Source organism: Methylocella sp., from assembly GCF_044226135.1.
Classification (GTDB): Bacteria; Pseudomonadota; Alphaproteobacteria; order Rhizobiales; family Beijerinckiaceae; genus Methylocapsa.
This window is the reverse complement of record NZ_JBGAHM010000021.1, coordinates 29,132-53,396: the sequence shown is the minus strand read 5'-3', so window position 1 is coordinate 53,396 and position 24,265 is coordinate 29,132. Positions and strand designations below refer to the sequence as shown.

Here is a 24,265-nt window from a genome sequence, read left to right as displayed (position 1 = left end):
GCAAACAGTACGACGAATCGAAGAAGGGGCTTGAGAGCCGCTTCCTCGACAAGGTCGAGAAGCTGCAGCGCGGCGACGAGCTGTCGCCCGGCGTCATGAAGATGGTGAAAGTCTTCGTCGCCGTGAAACGCAAGATCCAGCCCGGCGACAAGATGGCCGGACGCCATGGCAACAAGGGCGTCGTCTCGAAGATCGTGCCGCAGGAGGACATGCCGTTCCTCGCCGACGGCACGCCGGTCGACATCGTGCTGAACCCGCTCGGCGTGCCGAGCCGCATGAACGTCGGCCAGATCCTCGAGACGCATCTCGGCTGGGCCTGCGCCGGCCTCGGCAGGCAGGTGGCCGCGGCGGTCAACGCCTGGCAGCGCGAGCAGAACGCCGGACCGTTGCGCGAGAAGCTGATCGAGATCTACGGCGCGCCGGCCGAGGCGCAGCTCGGCGATCTTTCGGACGAGACCGTGGTCGAGATCGGCGAGAACCTGCGCCGCGGCGTGCCGATCGCCACCCCGGTGTTCGACGGCGCGCATGAGCCCGACATCGTCGAGATGCTCGGCCAGGCCGGGCTCGACCCCTCGGGGCAGGTGACGCTCTATGACGGGCGCACCGGCGACGCTTTCGATCGCAAGGTGACGGTCGGCTACATATATATGCTGAAGCTGCATCACCTCGTGGACGACAAGATCCACGCGCGCTCCATCGGCCCCTACAGCCTCGTCACCCAGCAGCCTCTCGGCGGCAAGGCGCAGTTCGGCGGCCAGCGCTTCGGCGAGATGGAGGTGTGGGCGCTCGAAGCCTATGGCGCGGCCTACACGCTGCAGGAGATGTTGACCGTGAAGTCCGACGACGTCGCCGGCCGCACCAAGGTCTATGAATCGATCGTGCGCGGCGACGACGCCTTTGAATCCGGCATCCCCGAGAGTTTCAACGTGCTCGTCAAGGAGATGCGCTCGCTCTGCCTCAACGTGGAGCTGACCACGGCGACGAAGCCGCCGCCGCACGAGGCGGCGGAGGCCGCCGAATAAACACGCCGGACGCAACGCGGCGCGCGCCTCTTTCGGCCGCGCCGCGCGCCCTTTCGATTTTCCGGCGCGGGCGCGGCCCGGCCCCGGGGCCCGCCCGCCGCATCAGGAGACGGCAATGAATCAAGAGGTCATGAATCTCTTCAATCCGGTCGTTCAGCCGCAGACGTTCGACCAGATCCAGATCTCGATCGCGAGTCCGGAGAAGATTCTGTCCTGGTCCTTCGGCGAGATCAAGAAGCCGGAGACGATCAACTACCGCACCTTCAAGCCCGAACGCGACGGCCTGTTCTGCGCGCGCATCTTCGGTCCGATCAAGGACTACGAGTGCCTGTGCGGCAAGTACAAGCGCATGAAATACAAGGGCGTGATCTGCGAAAAATGCGGCGTCGAGGTCACCCTCTCGCGCGTGCGGCGCGAGCGCATGGGGCATATCTCGCTCGCCGCCCCGGTGGCGCATATCTGGTTCCTGAAGTCGCTGCCCTCGCGCATCGGCCTTCTGCTGGACATGACGCTCAAGGACCTCGAGCGCATCCTCTACTTTGAATCCTACATCGTGCTCGATCCGGGCCTGACCCCGTTGAAGGACCGCCAGCTCCTCAACGAGGAGGACTATCTGCGCGCCCAGGACGAATACGGCCAGGACAGCTTCACCGCGCTCATCGGCGCGGAGGCGATCCGCGAGATCCTGCGCAACATGGATCTGCCGGCGATCGCCGAAAAGCTCAAGATCGAGATCGCCCAGTCGACCACCGAGCTGAAGCCCAAGAAGCTCGCCAAGCGGCTGAAGATCATCGAGGCCTTCATGCATTCCGGCAACAAGCCGGAGTGGATGATCCTGACCGAAGTGCCCGTCATCCCGCCGGACCTGCGCCCGCTCGTCCCGCTCGACGGCGGCCGTTTCGCGACGTCCGACCTCAACGACCTCTACCGCCGCGTCATCAACCGCAACAACCGCCTGAAGCGTCTCATCGAGCTGCGCGCGCCCGACATCATCGTGCGCAACGAGAAGCGCATGCTGCAGGAGGCGGTCGACGCGCTGTTCGACAACGGCCGCCGCGGCCGCGTCATCACGGGCGCCAACAAGCGGCCGCTGAAGTCGCTCGCCGACATGCTGAAGGGCAAGCAGGGCCGCTTCCGCCAGAACCTGCTCGGCAAGCGCGTCGATTATTCGGGCCGCTCGGTCATCGTCGTCGGCCCGGACCTCAAGCTGCATCAGTGCGGCCTGCCGAAGAAGATGGCGCTCGAGCTGTTCAAGCCGTTCATCTATTCGCGTCTCGACGCCAAGGGCCTGTCGGCCACCGTCAAGCAGGCGAAGAAGCTGGTCGAAAAGGAAAAGCCCGAGGTGTGGGACATCCTCGACGAGGTGATCCGCGAACACCCCGTCATGCTGAACCGCGCGCCGACGCTGCACCGGCTCGGCATCCAGGCGTTCGAGCCGAAGCTGATCGAGGGCAAGGCGATCCAGCTGCACCCGCTCGTCTGCGCGGCCTTCAACGCCGACTTCGACGGCGACCAGATGGCGGTGCATGTGCCGCTGTCGCTCGAGGCGCAGCTTGAGGCGCGCGTCCTCATGATGTCGACCAACAACATCCTGCACCCGGCGAACGGCCTGCCGATCATCGTGCCCTCGCAGGACATCGTGCTCGGTCTCTACTACGTCTCGCTGATGCGCGACGGCGAGCCGGGGCAGGACATGGCCTTCGCCGACATCGGCGAGATCGAGGCCGCGCTGTTCGCCAAGGCGATCACGCTGCACACCAAGATCAAGGGCCGGGCGTGGAGCTACGACGGCGAGGGCAAGCGCGTGTCGAAGATCTACGACACGACCCCCGGCCGCCTCATTCTCGGCCAGCTGATGCCGCGGCATCCCAAGATCCCGTTCGACGTCGTCAACAAGCTGATGACGAAGAAAGAGATCTCCAACATGATCGACGTCGTCTACCGCAACTGCGGCCAGAAGGAGACGGTGATCTTCTGCGACCGGATCATGGCGCTCGGCTTCCGCGAGGCGTTCAAGGCCGGCATCTCCTTCGGCAAGGACGACATGGTCGTGCCGGAGACGAAGCCGCGCATCATCGCCGACACCTCCGCGCTCGCCAAGGAATATGAGCAGCAGTACAACGACGGGCCTGATCACCCAGGGCGAGAAATACAACAAGGTCGTCGACGCCTGGGCGAAGCGTTCGACAAGCTCGCCGAAGAAATGATGGCGCGCATCTCGGCGGTGCGGAAGGACGACGCCGGCCGCGACCGGCCGATCAACTCGATCTACATGATGAGCCACTCGGGCGCGCGCGGCTCGCCGACCCAGATGAAGCAGCGCCGCCGCCATGCGCGGCCTGATGGCCGCCGTCCGGCGAGGATCATCGAGAGCCTGATCATCTCGAACTTCAAGGAAGGCCTGACCGTGCTCGAGTACTTCAACGACGCATGGCGCGCGCAAGGCCTCGCCGACACGGCGCTCAAGACGGCCAACTCCGGCTTATCTGACGCGCCGCCTCGTCGACGTGGCGCAGGATTCGATCATCACCATGACGGACTGCGGCTCGCAGGGCGGCATCCGCATGCGCGCGATCCTCGACGCCGGCCAGGTCGTCGCCTCGCTCGCGACTCGGATCCTCGGCCGCACCGCGGCCGAGGACCTCAAGGACGTCGACGGCGGGATCATCGTCGCCTCCGGCGAGATGATCCAGGAATGGCACATCGAGCGCATCAACGCCGCCGGCATCCAGGAGGTGAAGATCCGCTCGGTGCTGACCTGCGAGGCCAAGAACGGCGTCTGCGCCACCTGCTACGGGCGCGACCTCGCGCGCGGCACGCCGGTCAACATGGGCGAGGCGGTCGGCGTCATCGCCGCGCAGTCGATCGGCGAGCCGGGCACCCAGCTCACCATGCGCACCTTCCACATCGGCGGCGCGGCGCAGATCGCCGACCAGTCCTTCATCGAATCGAACTTCGACGGCCTGATCCGCGTCCGCAACCGGCACGTCGCGCGCAACAGCGACGGCGACCTGATGGTCATGGCGCGTAACGTCGCGATCGTGATCGAGGGTCCGGACGGGACCGAGCGCGCGGTGCATCGCGTGCAATACGGCGCCCGCCTCAAGGTGGACGAGGGCGACCACATCCGCCGCGGCGACCGCATCGCGGAATGGGACCCCTACACCCGTCCGATCCTCACCGAGGTCGACGGCGTGATCGGCTTCGAGGATCTCGTCGAGGGCGCCTCCATGACCGAGACCATCGACGAGGCGACGGGCATCGCCAAGCGCATGGTCATCGACTGGCGTCTCAACCAGCGCTCGGCGACGCTGAAGCCCGCCATCGTCATCAAGACGGCGGACGGCAAGGTCGCCAAGCTGCAGCGCGGCGGCGAAGCGCGCTACACGCTTCCCGTCGAGTCGATCATCGGCGTCGATCCGGGCGGCACGGTGCGCGCCGGCGACATCGTCGCCCGCATCTCGATGGATTCGGCCAAGACGCGCGACATCACCGGCGGCCTTCCGCGCGTCGCCGAGCTGTTCGAGGCGCGCCGTCCGAAGGACCACGCGATCATCGCCGAAATTTCGGGCACGGTGCAGTTCGGGCGCGACTACAAGAACAAGACCCGCATCTCGATCGTTCCGGGCGAGGAGGGGGCCGATCCGGTCGAATATCTGATCCCGAAGGGCAAGCACATCCACCTTCAGGACGGCGACGTCGTCGAGAAGGGCGACTATATCGTCGACGGCAATCCCGCGCCGCACGACATCCTGGCCATCAAGGGCGTCGAGGAGCTCGCCGCCTATCTCGTCAACGAGATCCAGGAAGTCTACCGGCTGCAGGGCGTCGCCATCAACGACAAGCACATCGAGGTGATCGTCCGCCAGATGCTGCAGAAGGTCGACGTGGTCGATCCGGGCGACACCGACTTCCTCGCCAACGAGCAGGTCGATCAGGTGGAGTTCGACGAGGCCAACGCCAGGGCCGAGGCCGAGGGCGGCAAGGCGGCGACGGGCACGCCCGTGCTGCTCGGCATCACCAAGGCCTCGCTGCAGACGCGCTCCTTCATCTCGGCCGCCTCCTTCCAGGAGACGACCCGCGTGCTGACGGAGGCCGCCGTCAACGGCAAGACCGACACGCTCGAAGGGCTGAAGGAGAACGTCATCGTCGGCCGCCTGATCCCCGCCGGCACCGGCGCGGCCATGGCCAAGCTGCGCAGCGTCGCGCTGATGCGTGACGATCTGATTCTCGCCCAGAAGGGCGAGACGCCGCAGGAGCCGCAGCCGAGCCTGCCGCCGCCGGCCTTCGCGCCGCCGGCCGTCGACCCGGCGGAGCAGGAGCAGCCTTTCATCGGCGGCGCGCCGACGTTCGAGGATTAAGTTTTCGCGAGGACTGAAAGTCTTGCGAAGACCAAGTTCAGGAGCATGGCCTTCGGGCCATGCTCTTTTTTTTTGCGCGCGGCGGCGCAAGCTTCGCGAGAGTTTGAACGCGCTATGCTGGGCGCGGCGGCGGCGTCGGGCCTGAGGGAGATTTTCTTGGCGTCGCGCGCGTGCCATGGTGGCGGCCATAGGACAAACGGATTCTTAACCATGACGTCAGCACTGCATCGTCTCAGGCTCGTCGGAGCCGGCCTTGCGCTTCTCGCCGCGCAATTGCCGATGACGGCGCCGGCGAGCGCGCAATGGCGCAATTACGACGGTTATCAGGCCCATCCCTTCTATCCGCCGGCGCCGCTGCCGGCCTATCCGGACTTTCCGCCGCTGCCCGACGAGCGCCCCTATGACGTGGCGCAATATTATTATCGCGGCGATCCCTATTACGGCGGCTATTATCCTGACGCCGAGCCGCGCGGCGAGCGCTACGCGCCGGCGCCGGCCGGCGCCGACCGGCGCGCCCATGAGAGAAGCGTCGATCCCTATCAGCGCACGGCCGCGGTGGTTCCAAACCCCACCGAGGAGCCGCCGGGCACGATCGTCGTCGACACGCGCACGCGCCATCTCTATCTGGTCCAGCCGGGCGGGCGGGCGATCCAGTATGGCATCGGCGTCGGCCGGCAGGGTTTTGAGTGGAAGGGCGCGGCGCGGGTCGGGCGCAAGGCCGAATGGCCGCGCTGGGTGCCGCCGAAGGAGATGCTGAAGCGCCGGCCGGACCTGCCCGAATCAATGGAGGGCGGGCTTGAAAATCCGCTCGGGGCGCGGGCGCTCTATCTTTATCAGGGCAACAAGGACACGCTGTTCCGCATCCATGGCACCAATGAGCCGAACACCATCGGCCAGGCGGTGTCTTCGGGCTGCATCCGCATGATGAACGCCGACGTCATGGACCTTTATGAGCGCGTCGGCGTCGGCGCGCGGGTGGTGGTGCTGTGACGCCATGCGCCGGCGCAAGGACAAGGCGGGCCTGAAGCCCGCCTTGTCCTTGGCGTTTTTCTTGCGGCGGCGGCCTGAGCCAGCCGCTCGCGCGGGGCGCGCTCAGCGCGGCAAAACGCTCGAGCCCATGAGGAACGTGTCGACCGACTGCGCCGCCTGGCGGCCTTCCCGGATCGCCCACACCACCAGCGACTGGCCGCGCCGCATGTCGCCGCAGGCGAACACCTTGTCGCTCGAGCTTTTATAGCTCGTCGTGTCGGCCTGGACGTTGCCGCGCGGATCGAGCGCGACGCCAAGGTCCGCGAGAAGCCCTTCAGGAACGGGCGAGACGAAGCCCATGGCGAGCAGCACGAGATCGGCCCGGATCTCGAAGTCGCTGCCGGGGACCTCCTTGAGCTTGTCGTCGACATGGGCGCAAAGGATGCTTTTGACGACGCCGTCCTCGCCCAGCACCGCCTTGGTGACGACCGAGAATTCGCGCTTCGCGCCTTCTTCCTGCGACGAGGAGGTGCGCAGCTTCAGCGGCCAGTTCGGCCAGGTCAGAAGCTTGTTCTCCTTCTCGGGCGGCATGGGCATGATTTCGAGCTGCGTGACCGAAAGGGCGCCCTGGCGGATCGAAGTGCCGATGCAGTCGGAGCCGGTGTCGCCGCCGCCGATGACGACGACATGCTTGGCGCCGGCGAGGATCGGCTCGTTGCTCTGCACCGGCTCGCGGCTGACGCGGCGGTTCTGCTGCGGCAGGAACTCCATGGCGAAATGCACGCCCGCAAGGTCGCGGCCGGGGATCGGCAGGTCGCGCGGCTTTTCGGCGCCGCCGGCGAGCACCACGGCGTCATGGCCGGCGAGCAGCTCCTCGGCCGAAACGTCGAGCCCGACATTGACGTTGACGTGGAATTCGACGCCTTCGGCCTGCATCTGGTCGACGCGGCGGTCGATCAGATGTTTCTCCATCTTGAAGTCGGGGATGCCGTAGCGCAGCAGGCCGCCGGGCTTGGCGTTCTTCTCATAGACATGGACCTCGTGGCCGACGCGGGCGAGCTGCTGCGCGCAGGCGAGGCCGGCGGGCCCGGAGCCGACGACGGCGATTCTTTTTCCGGTCTTCTTCGCGGCGATCTCGGGCGGCAGCCAGCCGTTCAGCCAGGCGCGGTCGACGATGGCGCATTCGATCGTCTTGATCGTGACCGGCTGGTCGTTGAGGTTCAGCGTGCAGGAGGCCTCGCAGGGAGCAGGGCAGACGCGGCCGGTGAATTCGGGAAAATTGTTGGTCGAATGGAGGTTGCGCGAGGCTTCCTCCCAGTCGGCGTGATAGACGAGGTCGTTCCAGTCGGGGATCTGGTTGTTGACGGGGCAGCCCGCGTGACAATAGGGGATGCCGCAATTCATGCAGCGCGCGGCCTGATCCTTGGTCGCTTCCTCCGACAGCGGAATGACGAATTCGCGATAATGGCGGATGCGGTCGGACGCCGGCGCATAGCGCCGATCCCGCCGGTCGATCTCCAAGAATCCAGTCACCTTGCCCATAAAAGCCCCTCGACGGCGTTTCGTTGATCTGCGCATCTCGCGCGTCCGGCGCGGAGAGCTCCTGCTCCCGCGCTGGAGGAAGAAGGCTTGACGCCTCCCGCGTCGCGGCGGCCGAAGCCGGCGCGACGCTCCGCACCTTCGGCCTACATGCCGACCGCCGCCGCCAGCGCCCCGCCGCGCTCGAGCTTCATCTCTTCGATGGCGCGGCGATATTCGACCGGCATGACCTTGCGGAACTTGCCGCGGTAGCTCTCCCAGTTGGACAGGATGTCCCTGGCGCGCTCCGAGCCGGTGAATTCGGCGTGACGCAGGATCAGGCTGCGCAGGCGCTCGGCGTCGAAGCGGGTCATGTCGCTCATGACCTCGACAAGGCCGTGCGCGGTGAGGTCGCCGCCCTGGTGATAGGCGTTCTGCATCGCCTTCTCCTCAGCCTCGACCGGCTGCAGCTCGACCATCGCCATGTTGCAGCGCTTGGCGAAGCCGCCGTCCTCGTCAAGGACATAGGCGACGCCGCCCGACATGCCGGCCGCGAAATTGCGGCCGGTGGCGCCGATCACCACCACGACGCCGCCGGTCATATATTCGCAGCCATGGTCGCCGACGCCCTCGACCACCGCGATCGCGCCGGAGTTGCGCACCGCGAAGCGCTCGCCGGCGACGCCGGAGAAATAGCATTCGCCGGTGATCGCGCCATAGAGCACGGTGTTGCCGACGATGATGGCGTCGGTCGCCTTGACGCGCGACTCCCGCGCCGGGCGGATGATGATGCGTCCGCCCGAAAGGCCCTTGCCGACATAGTCGTTGCCGGTGCCTTCGAGTTCGAGCGTCACGCCATGGGCGAGCCAGGCGCCGAAGCTCTGGCCGGCGGTGCCCTTGGCCAAAATGTGGATCGTGTCCTTCGGCAGGCCGGCGTGGCCGTGCCGCTTGGCGATCTCGCCCGAGAGCATGGCCCCGGTGGCGCGGTCGACGTTGCGGATCGGCGTTTCGATCGTCACCTTTTCGCGCTTTTCGAGCGCCGGCATGGCCTGTGCGATCAGCTTGCGGTCGAGCACCGTGTCGAGCCCGTGGTTCTGCGACGTCGAGCGATGGATCGTCTCGCCGGGCGCCGGCTCGGGCTTGTGGAACAGGCGCGTGAAGTCGAGCCCGCGCGCCTTCCAGTGCGCGATCGCCTTCTGCTTGTCGAGCATCTGCATCTGCCCGACCATTTCGGTGAAGCTCCGGTAGCCCATCTGCGCCATCAGCTCGCGCACTTCCTCGGCGACGAAGAAGAAGAAGTTGATGACATGCTCGGGCTGGCCGACGAATTTTTTGCGCAACACGGGATCTTGGGTCGCGACGCCGACCGGGCAGGTGTTGAGATGGCACTTGCGCATCATGATGCAGCCGGCCGCGATCAGCGGCGCGGTGGCGAAGCCGAACTCGTCGGCGCCGAGCAGGGCGCCGACCACCACGTCGCGGCCGGTGCGCAAGCCCCCGTCGACCTGCACGACGATGCGCGTGCGCAGCCGGTTCAGCACCAGCGTCTGCTGGGTCTCGGCGAGGCCGATCTCCCACGGGCTGCCGGCGTGCTTGATCGAGGTCAGCGGCGAGGCGCCCGTGCCGCCTTCGAAACCCGAGATCGTCACATGGTCGGCGCGCGCCTTGGAGACGCCGGCGGCGACGGTGCCGACGCCGATCTCGGAGACGAGCTTGACCGAGACCTGCGCCGCCGGATTGACGTTCTTGAGGTCGGTGATGAGCTGGGCGAGATCCTCGATCGAATAGATGTCATGGTGCGGCGGCGGCGAGATCAGGCCGACGCCCTGCGTCGAATGGCGCACCTTGGCGATCACCGCGTCGACCTTGTGGCCGGGCAGCTGGCCGCCTTCGCCGGGCTTCGCGCCCTGCGCCATCTTGATCTGGATCATGTCGGCGTTGACGAGATATTCGGTCGTGACGCCGAAGCGGCCCGAGGCCACCTGCTTGATCGCCGAGCGCATGGAGTCGCCGTTCGGCAGCGGCTTGAAGCGGTCCGATTCCTCGCCGCCCTCGCCGGTGTTCGACTTGCCGCCGATGCGGTTCATGGCGACGGCGAGGGTGGTGTGCGCCTCGCGCGAGATCGAGCCGAAAGACATGGCGCCGGTGGCGAAACGGCGCACGATCGAGGCGGCCGATTCGACCTCCTCGAGCGGCACGGGCGCGCGGCCGTCCTCCTCCGCGCTCTTGATGCGGAACAGCGAGCGGATGACGAGCGGATTGCCGGTCTCCTCGTTGAGGAGCTTGGCGTAGGCCCTGTAGCTGTCGGCGGCGTCGCCGCGCACGGCGTGCTGCAGCAGCGAGACCGACTGCGGCGTCCAGGAATGCGCCTCGCCGCGGAAGCGGAAGGCGTATTCGCCGCCGACGCCGAGCGCGTGGCGGTAGACCGGCGAGTCTCCGAAGGCGTCCCTGTGGCGGCGCCCGGTCTCCTCGGCGATCTCGGCGAGGCCGACGCCGCCGATATGGCTCGCGGTGCCGGTGAAATATTTGGCGACGAAGGCGTCGGACAGGCCGACCGCGTCGAAGATCTGCGCGCCGCAATAGGACTGGTAGGTCGAGATGCCCATCTTGGACATGACCTTGAGCAGCCCCTTGCCGATCGACTTGATGAAGCGCTTGCAGGCCTCGTAGCCGTCGACCTCCTCCGGGAACTCGTCGGCCATGGCGGCGAGCGTCTCGAAGGCGAGATAGGGGTTGACCGCCTCGGCGCCATAGCCGGCGAGCAGCGCGAAATGATGCACCTCGCGGGCTTCGCCGGTCTCGACGACGAGACCGACCGAAGTGCGCAGGCCCTTGCGGATGAGGTGATGATGCACCGCCGCCGTGGCGAGCAGCGCGGGAATCGGGATGCGGTCCGGCCCGACCAGGCGGTCGGACAGGATGATGATGTTGAAGCCGCTCTTGACCGCCTGGTCGGCGCGGTCGCACAGGCGGTCGATCGCCTCGCCCATGCCGGCGGCGCCGGCCTCGGCCTTGTAGGTGATGTCGAGAGTCTTGGTGTCGAAGGTCTCCTCGAAATGGCCGATCGAGCGGATCTTTTCGAGATCGCTGTTGGTCAGGATCGGCTGGCGCACCTCGAGGCGCTTGCGCTTCGAATTGCCCTCATGGTCGAGGATGTTCGGCCGCGGCCCGATGAACGACACGAGGCTCATGACGAGCTCCTCGCGGATCGGGTCGATCGGCGGATTCGTGACCTGCGCGAAATTCTGCTTGAAATAGGTGTAGAGCGGCTTCGAGGCCGACGACAGCGCCGAGATCGGCGTGTCGGTGCCCATCGAGCCGATCGCCTCCTGGCCGGTGACGGCCATGGGCTCCATCAGGATCGCGACGTCTTCCTGGGTGTAGCCGAAGGCCTGCTGGCGGTCGAGCAGAGACACGTCGGTGCGGGTCGAGCGCGGCTCGACATGCGACAGCTCCTCGAGCACGATCTGCGTGTTCTTCAGCCAGTCCGCATAGGGGTGGTCGGCCGAAAGCGTGGTCTTGATCTCGTCGTCGGAGACGATGCGCCCCTGTTCGAGGTCGACGAGCAGCATCTTGCCCGGCTGCAGGCGCCATTTGGCGACGATCTTCTCTTCGGGGATCGGCAGCACGCCGGCCTCCGAGGCGAGCACGACGAGCCCGTCCTCGGTGACGATGTAGCGCGCCGGGCGCAGGCCGTTGCGGTCGAGCGTCGCGCCGATCTGGCGCCCGTCGGTGAAGGCGACGGCGGCCGGCCCGTCCCACGGCTCCATCATGGAGGCGTGATATTCGTAGAAGGCGCGGCGCGGCTCGTCCATCAGCGGGTTGCCGGCCCAGGCCTCGGGGATGAGCATCATCATCGCATGGGCCAGCGAATAGCCGCCCTGCACCAGAAATTCGAGCGCGTTGTCGAAACAGGCGGTGTCGGACTGGCCCTCGTAGGAGATCGGCCAGAGCTTCGAGATGTCGTCGCCGAACAGGTCGGAGGCGACCGAGGCCTGGCGCGCGGCCATCCAGTTGACGTTGCCGCGCAGCGTGTTGATCTCGCCGTTGTGCGCCACCATGCGGTAGGGATGCGAGAGCTGCCAGGTGGGGAAGGTGTTGGTCGAGAAGCGCTGGTGCACGAGCGCCAGCGCCGACACGAAGTCGGGCTCCTTGAGGTCCTTGAAATAGAAGCCGAGCCCGCCGGCGAGCAGCAGGCCCTTGTAGACGATGGTGCGCGAGGACAGCGACACCGGATAGAAGCCCGCGACCCGCGGATCGGTCGCGGCGAGGTCGTGCACCCGGTTCGAGATCACCTTGCGCAGCACGAAAAGACGGCGCTCGAAAGCCGCCTGGTCGGCGACGCCTTCGCCGCGGCCGATGAACACCTGGCGGCTGAAGGGCTCGGTCGGCTTGACGCTTTCGCCGAGGTCGGAGTTGTCGACCGGCGTGTCGCGCCAGCCGAGCAGGACCTGGCCCTCTTCGGCGATGGTGCGCTCGACGATTCCCTCGACGATCTTGCGGCCCTCGGGGTCGCGCGGCAGGAACAGCGCGCCGATGGCGTATTCGCCGGGGGCGGGCAGCTCGAAGCCGAGCGCGCGCGTGCGGGCGGCGAAGAATTCGTGCGGAATCTGGGCCAGCATGCCGCAGCCGTCGCCGGCCTTGGGGTCCGCGCCGACCGCGCCGCGATGGTCGATGTTGAGAAGGATCTGGAGACCCATCTCGACGATCTCATGCGACTTCTGATTGTGCATGTTGGCCACGAAGCCGACGCCGCAGGCGTCATGCTCGCGCGTCGGGGAATAGAGGCCTTGCGGAAGCGGAAGGGCTGGATCGATCATGAGACGGGTCTGCGCAGGGGCCGTTTCCGGCGAAAAGGCCTGAATCGAGAGGGGGTGGCGGGAGGCGGCCGGCGCTGCGGGATCGGTCATCGTCTAAAACCCTCTCGTTCATGACTGGGAGCGCCTGGACGCGCGGCGGAGGCCGCGGCCGGCGAAGAATTCGTCTCCGCCCTCATTCGTCTCCTTCGCGCAGGCCGGTCCTGCGTCGTCTTGGTTTTGCCCGTCCGCGCCTGGGGGGCGCTCGCGGGCGAAGCCTGAAGCGGCCGCCTCAGGATGTCGCGCCGCGGGGGCGGGGCGTCCGCCGGGAAACGTCCGGAAAAGGGAGGCGACGATCCGTCCGCGGCGGGCGGTCCCTCAAGGGAGCCCGCCCCGGGCCGTGGCGCGCCCGGGCGGGCGCGAGACCGAAGCGGGCGCGGGCATAAGCGCCTGCGCGGACTGGGCCGCCCCGCAAACACGTCAGCATCGCTGTCCTATCCGGAGCAAAAAATTAAGCCATTTATAGCGCGTTAACAAGAGCCGTTCTAGATTTCGCGGCGGGGCGGGAGGAGGACTTCGGACCGGTTCGCCGGCGTCGCGACGACCGGCCTTCGCGCCACGCTTAGCAAGTCGCGCGCCACTTTGTGCGAGTCGCGCGCCATTCGCCGCGCACGTCGCGCGGCCGCTCAGAAACGGACCTCCTCATGCTCGATTTCGCCAGCGACAACGCCGCGGGCGTCAGCGCGCCGATCCTCGACGCCCTGCGCGGAGCCAATCTCGGCACGGCGCCGGCCTATGGCGAGGACGCCTGGACCGAGCGCGCCCATCGCCGTCTCGAGGACGTCTTCGAGACGCGCCTCTCGATGTTTCTCGTCGCCACCGGCACGGCCGCCAACGCGCTGGCGCTCGGCGCGCTGTGCCCGTCGTTCGGCGCCGCATTTTGCCACGTCAATGCGCATGTCGCCGAAGACGAATGCGGGGCGCCTGAGATGTTCACCGCCGGGGCCAAGCTCGTCGGCGTCGCGGGCGGGGCCGGCAAGATCGCGCCGCAGGCGCTGGCCGCGACGCTCAAGGCCTTTCCGCGCGGCCCGGTCAAACAGGCGCAGCCCGCGGCGCTGTCGCTGTCGCAGGCGACCGAGGCCGGCACCGCCTATGACCCCGACGAGATCGCCCGCCTCGCCGGCATGGCCCACGCCGCCGGACTGGGCGTGCATATGGACGGCGCGCGCTTCGCCAACGCGCTCGTCGAGCTTGGCGTTTCGCCGGCCGACATGAGCTGGCGGGCCGGCGTCGACATCCTGTCCTTCGGCGCGACCAAGAACGGCGCGCTCGCCTGCGAAGCCGTGCTCGTCTTCGACCCCGCGCGGGCGACGACGCTGCCGTTCCAGCGCAAGCGCTCGGGCCACACGCTCTCCAAGGGCCGCTTTCTCGGCGCGCAGATGCTCGCCTATCTCGAGGACGGCCACTGGCTCGACAACGCCCATGCCGCGAACGCGCGCGCCGCGCGGCTTCATGACGGGCTCGCCGCGGCCAGACTCAACCTTCCCTGGCCGCGACAGGCGAACGAAGTGTTCGCGCTCCTGCCGGCCCGCGTCGACGCAGGCTTGCGGGCCGCGGGCGCGCGCTATTACGACTGGTCCGACCGCGACTATGGCGAAGGCCGGCGCGCGGACGAGGTGTTCGCCAGATTCGTGACCTCCTTCGCCACGACGGAGCCGGAGGTGGACGCGCTGCTCAGTCTCGTCAGGGACGCCGCCGCGCAGCCTGAGGGCTCCTGAATTCTTGCGGACGCACATCTGACGCGGCGCGAAAAGGCGCCTTGAAAAGGCGCCTTCGCCCGGCCGCCCGGCCGCCGCGCGCGAGCCTCACCAAAGCCCGCGCGCGGCGGGACGCGTCAGGCCGCGCGCTGGGACGACACGACCTGCGGCGCGGCGCCGGCGCTTTCGCCGCCGATCGGAATCTGGCGGGGCTTGCGCGCCTCGGGAATCTCGCGCACGAGATCAATGTGCAGGAGCCCGTTCTCAAGGCTCGCGCTGGTCACATGGACGTGCTCGGCGAGCTGGAAGCGGCGCTCGAACGCGCGCGAGGCGATGCCGCGATAGAGCACTTCGGCCTTGGGGCCGTCCTCCTCGACCTGCGCGCCGCGCGAACCGCGCACGCTCAGCGTGTTCTCGCGCGTTTCGACCGAAAGATCCTTTTCGGCGAAGCCGGCGACGGCGATGGAGATGCGGTAGGAGTCCTCGCCGGTCCGCTCGATGTCATAGGGCGGATAGCTCGGCGCGGCGTCATAGCCCGCGGCCTGGTCCAGCATGTTGAACAGCCGGTCGAAGCCGACGGTGGAGCGGTAGAGGGGAGCGAGATCGAACTGGCGCATGTTTTCATATCCTCCAATGATGAAGCGACACGTTCCTGAAGCGGTGCGGCGCGCCCGGTCCTGCGGGCGCCCCGGCTCCTTCGCGCGTCCGTCATGCGGCCCGCGCATGATGCATGTAGGCTGGAGGCCGCGCCGTGCAAGGGGCTGAAACAGCGTCGTTTCAAGAATTCTTGCGGGTTTCGCGCGCCTGACTTCGGGACGCGCCGGGCAGACCAGGGAGCACGAGGATGAGCGCCGAGCGGTATGACGATCCGGGCCTGCGTCCGCCGGGCATGAGCGTCGGGCGCATCCGCGCGGCCGACAAGGCGACGCTGCGCGTCGCCGCCTGGCGCACGCAGGAGGGCTGCGCCGGCACCGTCTGCGTGCTGCCGGGGCGCGGCGAATTCATCGAGAAATATTACGAGGTCGTCGCCGAGCTGCTGGGGCGCGGCTTCGACGTGGTCGTCATGGACTGGCGCGGGCAGGGCGGCTCGACGCGGCAGGCGGACCATCCGGCCAAGGGCCACATCGATGATTTTTCGGCCTATCAGCGCGACCTCGAGGCGCTGCGCGTCGAGGCGCTCGAGCCTTACGCGCGCCGGCCCTTCTACGCCCTCGCCCATTCCATGGGCGGCGCGATCCTGCTCGACGCGGCCCACGCCGGCCGCTGCTTTTTCGAGCGCGTCGCGACCACCGCGCCGATGATCGACCTGTGCCGGCTGCGTTATGCGCGGGCGCTGCGCGGCCTCGCCCGAAGCCTGTGCGTCTCGGGCCTCGCCAAGGCCTTCGCGCCCGGCGCCGGCGGGCCAAAACCCTATCCGCTGAAGCCGTTCGCCGGCAATCCCATCACCTCGGACCCGGGTCGCTACGCCCGCATGGGGCGCCTTGTCGCCGCGTCGCCCGAGATCGCCGTCGGCGCGCCCACGGTCGGCTGGGTCGACGCCGCCTTCAGGCTGATGTGGCGCTTTGAAAATCCGGACTTCGCGCGCGAGATCTTCGAGCCCTTCCTGATCGTCGCGGCCGGCGACGACCGCGTCGTCGACACGCCCGCGATCGAAACCTTCGCGGCGCGGATGAAGGCCGGGCGCTGCGTCACGCTGCGCGGCGCCCGCCATGAGATCCTGATGGAGCGCGACCCCATCCGCGCCCAGTTCTGGGCCGCCTTCGACGCCTTCATTCCGGGCGCTCCGGCTCAGGGCGCGCGCGCGCCTGACGCCGCCGCGGCGGCGGGCGGGGGCGCGCCCGTCGCGCTCGGGTCCTGACGCCGTCGGTCACGTTGCGCCCCGGCGCGGCGTTTTGTATATATGCAGGCATTGAAGCCCGCCCGGCGTTCCGCGGCGGCGCCTGATGCATTGAAGTCCTGATGAATTGAATTAAAGGCCTCGGCTGGCCTTAAGTCAGCGGCGAGGCGACTTTACTACAAGCGATTTCATTCGCGGCCGCGCGCAAGGCCCAATTGCCGTTGCGGCGCGACCGGCCATTACGGACGCCATGCCCATGTCATTGCAGCGCGTGTTCAAGACCGCCCTCGGCGCGAGCGAAATCGGCGGGCTTTTCGCCCGGCTGCCTTTCGCGCGGCCGCTCTACAAGCGCTACGCGCTGAACCGCCGCGATCATCCGGGCCTCTTCTGCGGCGTCTACGCCTCCTATGACGACGCCGAAGCGCAGGTCGCGCCCGAGCGGCGCGGCTGGGACAGCGCCGCCGCCGCCGGCCTCTGGACGGGCAACATCGCCTACAAGAGCCAATGGACCTATCCGCCCATGATGTGGCTCTCGAAGCTCCTGCGCGAGACGTCGACCGTGGTCGATTTCGGCGGCAGCGTCGGCCTCCTCTATTATGCCTACAGGCGCATCTTCGCGCTGCCCGAAGGGGCGCGCTGGATCGTGGTCGAGGTGCCGGAAATCGCCGCCGCCGGCGTGAACATCGCCCGCCAGGAGAGCGCGCCGATCGAATTCATGACCGCGCTCGAAAGCGCGCCGCCGGCCGACGTGCTGCATACGGCCGGCGCCATCCAGTATGTCCGCGACGATCTGCCGACGTTGTTTGGCAAGCTCGCCGCAAAGCCGAGGCATGTGCTGATCAACAAGCTGCCCGTGACAAAGGGCGAGCCCTTCTGGACGCTGCAGAATTTCTCGGTCGGCGTGTCGCCCTACAGGGTGTTTGGCGAGGACGAGGTTTTGGGGTTTTTCGCGCGGGAGGGCTATGTCCTGCGCGACCGCTGGGAGGTGCATGAGCTCGACTGCGCGATTCCCTTCTACCCGGAACGCCACGTGCCTGTTTTCGCAGGGTTCTATTTCGAGCGCGAAGATGGTCCGCAAGGGTGAGGCGAACCCGTCCGGCTGGGCGCGTTCGGCCGCCGGGAAGTCAATCTGGACTTAAGTGGTTGAGCGGGCTTTGACGGACTTCGTCCAGTCTGACCGGAGCCCGCTCCAGGTTTTCGGGTCTGTAGAACAGCCGCTCACGGCCTTCCTGCGCCTGTAAGCCCTGACGCCGGGCGGGCGAGGCGCGCGCCGCGCGGCGACGGTCCCGGGGTCGGCGCAAAGGCGGCCGGTCGTCCGCGATCATCGGCCAGACATGAGGTCCTGGACATGGGATCTCTGCGGGGCTTCCGCCGCGCGAACGCCCCGTTTTGCGCCGCGCGTCGGGCAAAGCCCCTGAGGCGGCCGGGGCCGATGGAAGCCCGTTCAAGACCTGACCGGCGGCGGCCATGTTCACAGCGAAAGCACGACGCGCGTTCAACGCCATGCATGGCCGGTCAGCCTGGCCTGGCCGTCAGCGGCGGACGACGGCCCTTGAATATGGTCTTATATACGCATATATCTCGTGAAGGCGGGCGACGTCCAGGCCGATGACGAGATTGAACGACGCTGGGGGATGGGACGACGCCTGCCCGGGTTCACCGGCGAGCGCGGTAAGCGACCATCATTCAAGGATATCTGCAATGACCAAGACGTCCCAAGCCAGCATCCGCGCAGCGACCCGGTTCCTGGAGGTCGACGGCTCACGTTACGCTTACAGGCGCTTCGGCTCCGGCGGCGGGTCGCCATTGCTCCTTTTGCAGCATTTCACCGGAACGCTCGACAATTGGGACCCGGCGTTGACGGATGCGCTCGCCGAAAACCACGACGTCATCCTGTTCGAGAACGCCGGCGTTGGACGGTCTTCAGGCAAGACGCCGACGACGATCGCCGGCATGGCCGGGCATGCGCTGGCTTTCCTCGACGGATTGGGAGTTGGCTCCTGCGACGTCCTGGGTTTTTCGCTCGGCGGCATGGTGGCTCAGGAGATGGCGCTTGCACGCCCATTGATCTTCCGGCGCATGATCCTTGTGGGCACAGCGCCGAGGGGCGGCGAGGACATCATGCATCTGGACAAGCCGAGCCTCGCGGCGCATTTCGCAAACCCGAATCTGCAAGGCTACCAGATCCTGCAGAAGATTTTCTTCACCCCGAGCGCGGCGAGCCAGGCGGCGGGCGCGGCGTTCATTGACCGTTTGATGCTGCGTCAAGCCGATCGCGAGCCGGCGTCGGGCGCCGACGTGATCGAGGCCCAGATGGCGGCGTTCCGTGAATGGGAGCAGGTCAAGGGCGAGCGTTTCGCCGATCTGGCCGGCCTCACGCATCCGACGCTGGTGGTCAACGGCGTCAAGGACGAGATGATCCCCGTCGCCAATTCCTATTGGTTGAGCGCTCATCTTCCGAACGCCGTTCTCCTGACCTATCCGGATTCCGGCCACGGGTCGCTGTTCCAGTTTCATGACGAATTCGCCCGGCAGGCGACGGCGTTCCTGGCGTCCGACTCCGTGACCGCGCCATATTGAGGGGCGACAATGAGACGTGTGGTCGTAACGGGCATGGGGGCGGTGAGCCCCCTTGCCGCCAACGTCGGGGCGTCCTGGTCGAGGCTGCTCGCGGGACGATCCGGGCTTCGGCGTCTTCCCGAGGCGATGGCGGGCCAGCTGCCCGGGAAAGTCGGCGGCGTCGTCCCCTCGCTGGAGGAAGATCCGGAGGCGGGATTCGACCCGGATCTCGTCGTTCCCCCGAAGGACCAGCGAAAAGTCGATCGGTTCATCCTCTTCGCGCTCGCCGCAGCCGGCGAGGCGCTCGGACAGGCCGGCTGGGTCGCGAAATCGGAGAGCGAACGGCTGCGCGCCGCCACCATCATAGCGTCGGGGATCGGCGGCTTTCCGGCGATCACCGAGGCGGTCCGCACGGTGGATCGGCGCGGCGCGCGACGCCTCTCGCCATTCACCGTGCCGTCGTTTCTGGCGAACCTCGCCGCCGGGCACGTCTCGATCCGCCACGGCCTCAAGGGCGCGATAGGGGCGCCGGTCACGGCATGCGCCGCCGGCGTTCAGGCGATCGGCGACGCCGCCCGCCTGATTCGCTGGGGCGAGGCGGACATCGCGGTCTGTGGCGGGACGGAAGCCTGCGTCAATGAGGTCGCCCTGGGGAGCTTCGCCGCGGCGCGCGCGCTTTCGACCGGTTTCAACGACAATCCTTCTCGCGCCTCCCGCCCGTTCGATGCGGCGCGCGACGGTTTCGTCATGGGCGAAGGCGCTGGCATGCTGGTGGTCGAGGCGCTCGACCATGCGCTTGCGCGCGGCGCCGTTCCGATAGCCGAAATCGTAGGCTACGGCACGACGGCTGACGCTCATCATATCACGTCGGGACCCGACGACGGCGACGGAGCTCGAAGAGCCATGGAAATCGCCGTCGCCCAGGCGAGCCTTCAGCCGAGCGATATTCGCCATTTGAACGCGCACGCGACGTCCACGCCGACAGGCGACAAGGGGGAGCTTGCCGCCATCAAGAGCGTGTTCGGCGATCGGGGGCAAATCGCGGTTAGCGCGACGAAATCAGCGACCGGGCATCTGCTTGGAGCGGCGGGAGGCCTCGAAGCCGTGTTTGCGATCCTCGCGCTCAGGGACCAGTTGGCGCCGCCAACGCTCAACCTGGAGACGCCCGATCCTGAAAGCGTGGGCGTCGATATCGTCGCAAACGAGCCGCGGCGACTTGCGACCGACTATGCGATGTCCAACGGCTTCGGCTTTGGCGGGGTCAACGCCAGCGTCATTTTTCGTCGCTGGAACGACGCGCCTGCGGCGCCCTGACGCCCTAGCCGATGGACAGGGTTCCGTACGGAGAAAACCCGACCACCAATCGAACGATCAGCGGAAGACGGTTGTGAGCGGACAAACCCATCCTGTTATGCGCGCCGCGTGCAAATGCGGGAGCTGCGCGGTTGAAACCACGCATGTCCCCAAGACACGGCTCCGGTGTCATTGCACGATCTGCCAGGCTTTCACGGAGAGCGCCTATTCAGACGTGGCGATCATCAGCGCCTCGCATGCCGTTCTCGAGGACGGGCGTTCGCTCGATTTCAGAATGTTCAAGCGGTTCAGGTTTCCGCCCCCGAACCTGAGACGAGGACGCTGCCGGAATTGCGGTCAGGCCTTCGTCGAGACGTGGAGCGCAGGGCCGCTCAAGGTATTGTTTATTCCAGCCATGACCTTCGAGCGCCCTGAGCAGTTGCCGGCGGTCGGCGCCGATATTTTCTACGAGCGCCATGTAGCCGAAGCCATTGACGACGCCCCGAAGCATACGGGCTATCTCCCGAGCCAGATGGCCATTGTGAGGCTCATCCTGGGAGCGATGTAGCCTCCAGCGCAGATCGCCCACGCCGTGGCCCCGCCATGTGTTCTTCGCCCGATCCCGAGAGCGCGCGTCGGACCGGCCTTCGGCCGGCTCGATCGCGCACGTCGCCAACAGCGCCTGCGGCGATCGGCGGGGAGGCGCTGGAGATCAGGGGCGAAGAGTGAAGTCCGCCGCGGCCGCCCGCCCCAGCGCCTCGCGCAATTTAGCCGCCTGGTCCGGGCCGATCGCGGCCTCGAAGGCGTCCTGCGCCCGCCGCCAAAGCGGTTCGGCTTCCGCAAGCGCCCTGCGCCCGGCCTTGGTCAGGCTGACCTCGCGGCTGCGGCGGTCATCGCCGGTCTTCAGCGTAATGTAACCGTTCGTCTCAAGAAGGCGAAGATTGTGGCCAAGCGTGGCGCGGTCCATCACCATGTGTTCGGCCAGCGGCAATAGCGAGATCGGGCCACGTTTGTCGATCTCGGAGAGCATCGTGTATTGCGTCGCCCGCAATGTGGAAGGCGCCAGAGCATGATCGTAGAACTGTGTGACGTGGCGGCTCGCCTGGCGCAAGGCGTAGCAGTTGCAAAACACGGTCATTTCCACTCCCCTTCGGGGTACTCGCAGACGTCTCCCGGCTCCATGACATCGGTAGTGCAAACAGGCGCTTGATATGGACGTGCTTCACTATCCAAAATGTGTCGGCGACCGTATCCGTGACGCGACATGAACTGCGCCACGGCGGACTTTCATGCGCATTTTGTTCGTATATGCCCATATATGGAAGCAATTGCGGCTGATGTCCAGCGCCTGGATATGAACGCGCCAGCTGTTTGACCGCGGGTTTGACGGCGCGATCTTTTCCCCTGAACGGACCAATGCGCGATGGGCCGGCCTGCGCGCTCGGGCGCCACGACGGCGGCGGCGCGTCGAACGCGTCTGTTCGGGCGCATCGCGCCTCCGCTCATTTCAGTCTGGTTTGACCGCCTTGTTCGCGGTCGCGGCGATCGTCGCGCCAGAACCGGTCAATGAGCGCGTCAAGCGAGACTGCGCCGGGGCCCCAGGCCATGACGCCGAGCGCCATCGCGGCCCAGGTCAGGTGGATCGGCCATCCCTCGGGCACGGTCAGCTCCACGATCAGCGTCATGACCAGAAGGCCGAGCGCGGCGAAACGCGCGCCGAGGCCGAGCACGAGCAGGATCGGAAAGACGATTTCGCCCGAGCCCGACAGGAACGCGAAGGCGGCCGGCGCGGGAAACGGATAGGGGCCGCCCGGCAGATGCAACATGAACTCGTCGCTGAACAAGGTCACGGCCGTGTCGTTGACCTGTAGAAAGCCGTCCCATTTGAGAACGCCCGAGCGCCAGAACGGCACGGCGAGCGCGACCCGCGCGACGAGCTGGACGAAATCGGCGGGCGCGATCCGGCGGACCAGCAGGAGCGCCCTTTCGACAAGGTCGGCGAGGGTCGGGACAAGGGCGCCGGAGGCCGTGCGCTGATCGGTGGTCATGATGCGTCTCCCGTCTTGAAGGCTGTGAAGGCGCCGGCTTCGAGCATTCCCGCGATCGCCGCGCCGATGTCGAACGTCTCCGTCTCGGCGAGGCCCTCGGCCGCCGCGTTTCCGAGCGGCTCGCCGGCGATCAGCGCGGAAAGGAAGACCGCGCCGCCCGGCGGAAGACGGCGGACGGACACGTCGACGTCGGGCCGCGTGACCAGCGCGTCCTCGCTCACGCTCGCGTCGATCACGCCGAAGGGCGCCGAACCGCGGTTGGCGGCGAAGATGCTGACGGCCGCATAGCGGGACCGGACGAGGCGCGTCGCCGGGTGGGGTTCGAGCCTGATCCCGGCGAGGCTGTCTGGCGGCGCGGCGGCGAGCGTGCTTGCCGGGAGCGGGTCGGCGTCGGCGGCATGATAGGCGTCGAGCCAGGCCCGTTCGACGCGGGCGGCGTCGCCGAGCCACGGCGTCGGCCGCGCATGTTCATAGCGGTCGATGAACGCCGGAAAATCGTGGCCATACTGGAACAGCAGCGGCGACGTGGGCGGCGTCTCCTGAATGTGGAAGCGGGCCATGGCCCGGAAGAACTCCGCGCCGGTGACGCGCCGGACCGCCGGATAGATCGCGGCGAGCGCCTCGATGAGGCTGACGGTCACGTTGTTGCGGTAGACGTTGTAGCGCCTGACCGCCGCCTTGCCGTTCGGCCCCGTGACGATCTCGGGCGTCGCGCGTGCGGGATCGGTCAGGGCCGGAGCGAAGGCGGCCGCGAAGCTCGGGCGGCTTTCTGGCTGCGGCGCGCGTTCAGGCCACATGGCGCCGCTCCGCGTCGACCTGGCGCAGCTTGCGGTCAAGGATCGCCTGGGCGGCGGCGGCTTCGGCTTTCAGCCCCGGCCAGTCGGGAATGTCGCCGTCCCATTCGATGAGCGTCGGGATCGGGCCGGCGCGCGCGACGACGGTCTCGTAGAGCTTCCACACCGCGTCGGCGACCGGCGCGTCATGGCTGTCGATCAGCAACAGGTCGCCTTCGTCGTCGAACTGCCCGGCGTGGCCGGCCAGATGAATCTCGCCGACGTGCGCGAGCGGGAAGTCGGCGAGATAGTCGAGCGCCGAATAGCCATGGTTCGTCGCCGAAACGAAGACGTTGTTGACGTCGAGAAGCAGGCCGCAGCCGGTGCGGCGGGCGATGGCGCGGATGAAGTCGGTCTCGCTCATCGTCGAGTCCCGGAAGGCGACATAGGTCGAGGGATTTTCAAGAAGCATCGGCCGGCGGATCGCCTCCTGAACCCGGGCGATATGTTCGCAGACGCGATCGAGCGTCGCCGGCGTGTAGGGGAGCGGCAGCAAATCGTTGAAGAAGGTCGTCCCATGCGTCGACCAGGCCAGATGCTCGGAGACGAGCGCGGGCTCGTAGCGCTCGACAAGCGCCCTGAAGCGCGCGAGATGCGCCGTGTCGAGCGGTTGGGGCCCGCCGATCGACATGCAGACGCCGTGCAGCGACACCGGGTTGTCGCGCCGGATCGTCTCCAGGGCGCGATGCGGATGGCCGCCGTCGCCCATGTAGTTTTCGGCGTGGACCTCGAAGAAGCCTGTGGGCTTGCCGTCGGCGAGGATCGCCGCGAGGTGTTGATGCTTGAAGCTGGCGCCGGCCCGGCCGGCGAGAGCGTCGGCCGGGAAGCGGAGCGCGTGGTCCGCGGTGGCCGCGGCGATGTCGGATGTGTGGATCATGACGGCTCCGCCTCCCGGCCTTCTGTCGGTTGCGCGACAGACGCGATCACATGGCCTTCAGGGAGCCGTGCTTGCCGTTCGGCAGGACGATCGAACCGCAGGTTCCGCCCTGCACAAACTTCCAGGCGTCGCCCTGGAAATCGACGGTCGAAGTGCCCTGGCAGGTCGTGCCCGGGCCGGCCGCGCAATCATTCTGGCCCTTGAGGGCCACGCCGAAGCATTTCTCCTTGTGCGCGGCGAGGGCGGCGGAGGCTTCGGCCTTGGTCAGCGGCGCGGCGCCAGCCATCGAGGCGAGGGCGCTGGACAGGGCGCCGGCGAGCGCCGCCGAGCTGACAAGTTTCTTTACGGACATATTGCGTCTCCAGGAATTGCACGCGTGCCGGCATCGGTCACGA

General features: G+C 67.4%; 16 protein-coding genes and 2 pseudogenes. 10 read left to right on the top strand and 8 right to left on the bottom strand.

Annotation, left to right across the window (positions count from 1 at the left end; genetic code table 11):
• The 4 genes and pseudogenes from ACILRB_RS10425 to ACILRB_RS10410 form a co-directional block, all read left to right on the top strand.
• Window positions 1–1,022: pseudogene (locus tag ACILRB_RS10425) on the top strand (DNA-directed RNA polymerase subunit beta); the annotation flags it as partial.
• Window positions 1,023–1,137: 115 nt separating this feature from the next.
• Window positions 1,138–3,444, top strand: a pseudogene (gene rpoC, locus ACILRB_RS10420) (DNA-directed RNA polymerase subunit beta'); the annotation flags it as partial.
• 109 nt (window positions 3,445–3,553) lie between these two features.
• Complete coding sequence (locus ACILRB_RS10415) at window positions 3,554–5,383, top strand: hypothetical protein (RefSeq protein ID WP_395666230.1); 1,830 nt, start codon at window positions 3,554–3,556, stop codon at window positions 5,381–5,383.
• Between the two features lie 210 nt (window positions 5,384–5,593).
• Window positions 5,594–6,373, top strand: a complete 780-nt coding sequence (locus tag ACILRB_RS10410) for a L,D-transpeptidase (protein ID WP_395666229.1) — start codon at window positions 5,594–5,596, stop codon at window positions 6,371–6,373.
• Window positions 6,374–6,475: 102 nt separating this feature from the next.
• On the opposite strand, the gene ACILRB_RS10405 is transcribed toward ACILRB_RS10410, so the two are convergent.
• Together ACILRB_RS10405 and gltB are read right to left on the bottom strand one after the other, a co-directional pair.
• Window positions 6,476–7,894, bottom strand: coding sequence for a glutamate synthase subunit beta (locus tag ACILRB_RS10405; RefSeq protein WP_395666228.1), 1,419 nt, complete (start codon window positions 7,892–7,894; stop codon window positions 6,476–6,478).
• A 143-nt stretch (window positions 7,895–8,037) separates the two neighbouring features.
• Entirely contained in the window at window positions 8,038–12,690 is a 4,653-nt protein-coding gene (gene gltB, locus ACILRB_RS10400) for a glutamate synthase large subunit (protein WP_395666227.1), read from the bottom strand.
• Between the two features lie 680 nt (window positions 12,691–13,370).
• Between gltB and ACILRB_RS10395 the strand changes: the two genes are divergently transcribed.
• Window positions 13,371–14,444, top strand: a complete 1,074-nt coding sequence (locus ACILRB_RS10395) for a threonine aldolase family protein (RefSeq protein ID WP_395666226.1) — start codon at window positions 13,371–13,373, stop codon at window positions 14,442–14,444.
• Between the two features lie 116 nt (window positions 14,445–14,560).
• Here the strand turns inward: ACILRB_RS10395 and ACILRB_RS10390 are convergent, their stop codons facing one another.
• Complete coding sequence (locus tag ACILRB_RS10390) at window positions 14,561–15,040, bottom strand: Hsp20 family protein (RefSeq protein WP_395666225.1); 480 nt, start codon at window positions 15,038–15,040, stop codon at window positions 14,561–14,563.
• A gap of 227 nt (window positions 15,041–15,267) precedes the next feature.
• Between ACILRB_RS10390 and ACILRB_RS10385 the strand changes: the two genes are divergently transcribed.
• From ACILRB_RS10385 to ACILRB_RS10365, 5 genes are all read left to right on the top strand, one after another.
• Window positions 15,268–16,281: an alpha/beta fold hydrolase gene (locus tag ACILRB_RS10385; protein ID WP_395666224.1), complete on the top strand. Its 1,014-nt coding sequence runs from the start codon at window positions 15,268–15,270 to the stop codon at window positions 16,279–16,281.
• Window positions 16,282–16,516: 235 nt separating this feature from the next.
• Entirely contained in the window at window positions 16,517–17,344 is an 828-nt protein-coding gene (locus ACILRB_RS10380; RefSeq protein ID WP_395666223.1) for a TIGR04325 family methyltransferase, read from the top strand.
• Between the two features lie 617 nt (window positions 17,345–17,961).
• Window positions 17,962–18,840 (top strand): alpha/beta fold hydrolase, encoded by an 879-nt coding sequence (locus ACILRB_RS10375; protein ID WP_395666222.1) that lies wholly within the window; start codon window positions 17,962–17,964, stop codon window positions 18,838–18,840.
• 9 nt (window positions 18,841–18,849) lie between these two features.
• The gene (gene fabF, locus ACILRB_RS10370; RefSeq protein WP_395666221.1) at window positions 18,850–20,133 is read left to right on the top strand and encodes a beta-ketoacyl-ACP synthase II; all 1,284 of its coding nucleotides are present in this window, start codon (window positions 18,850–18,852) and stop codon (window positions 20,131–20,133) included.
• Window positions 20,048–20,680, top strand: a complete 633-nt coding sequence (locus ACILRB_RS10365; RefSeq protein ID WP_395666220.1) for a GFA family protein — start codon at window positions 20,048–20,050, stop codon at window positions 20,678–20,680. The genes fabF and ACILRB_RS10365 overlap by 86 nt, the downstream gene beginning before the upstream one ends.
• A 144-nt stretch (window positions 20,681–20,824) precedes the next feature.
• Here ACILRB_RS10365 and ACILRB_RS10360 read toward each other — a convergent pair whose 3' ends face one another.
• The 5 genes from ACILRB_RS10360 to ACILRB_RS10340 all read right to left on the bottom strand — a co-directional run bounded on the left by ACILRB_RS10360 (window position 20,825) and on the right by ACILRB_RS10340 (window position 24,222).
• Window positions 20,825–21,250: a MarR family winged helix-turn-helix transcriptional regulator gene (locus ACILRB_RS10360; protein WP_395666219.1), complete on the bottom strand. Its 426-nt coding sequence runs from the start codon at window positions 21,248–21,250 to the stop codon at window positions 20,825–20,827.
• A gap of 364 nt (window positions 21,251–21,614) precedes the next feature.
• A complete protein-coding gene (locus tag ACILRB_RS10355; RefSeq protein WP_395666218.1) occupies window positions 21,615–22,160 on the bottom strand; it encodes a DoxX family protein in 546 nt (181 codons plus the stop codon).
• Window positions 22,157–22,957 (bottom strand): DNA-binding domain-containing protein, encoded by an 801-nt coding sequence (locus tag ACILRB_RS10350; RefSeq protein WP_395666217.1) that lies wholly within the window; start codon window positions 22,955–22,957, stop codon window positions 22,157–22,159. Before ACILRB_RS10350 ends, ACILRB_RS10355 begins: the two co-directional genes overlap by 4 nt.
• Window positions 22,947–23,870: a DUF692 domain-containing protein gene (locus tag ACILRB_RS10345; RefSeq protein ID WP_395666216.1), complete on the bottom strand. Its 924-nt coding sequence runs from the start codon at window positions 23,868–23,870 to the stop codon at window positions 22,947–22,949. Before ACILRB_RS10345 ends, ACILRB_RS10350 begins: the two co-directional genes overlap by 11 nt.
• A gap of 46 nt (window positions 23,871–23,916) precedes the next feature.
• Window positions 23,917–24,222, bottom strand: coding sequence for a DUF2282 domain-containing protein (locus ACILRB_RS10340; protein ID WP_395666215.1), 306 nt, complete (start codon window positions 24,220–24,222; stop codon window positions 23,917–23,919).
• Between the last annotated feature and the right edge of the window lie 43 nt (window positions 24,223–24,265).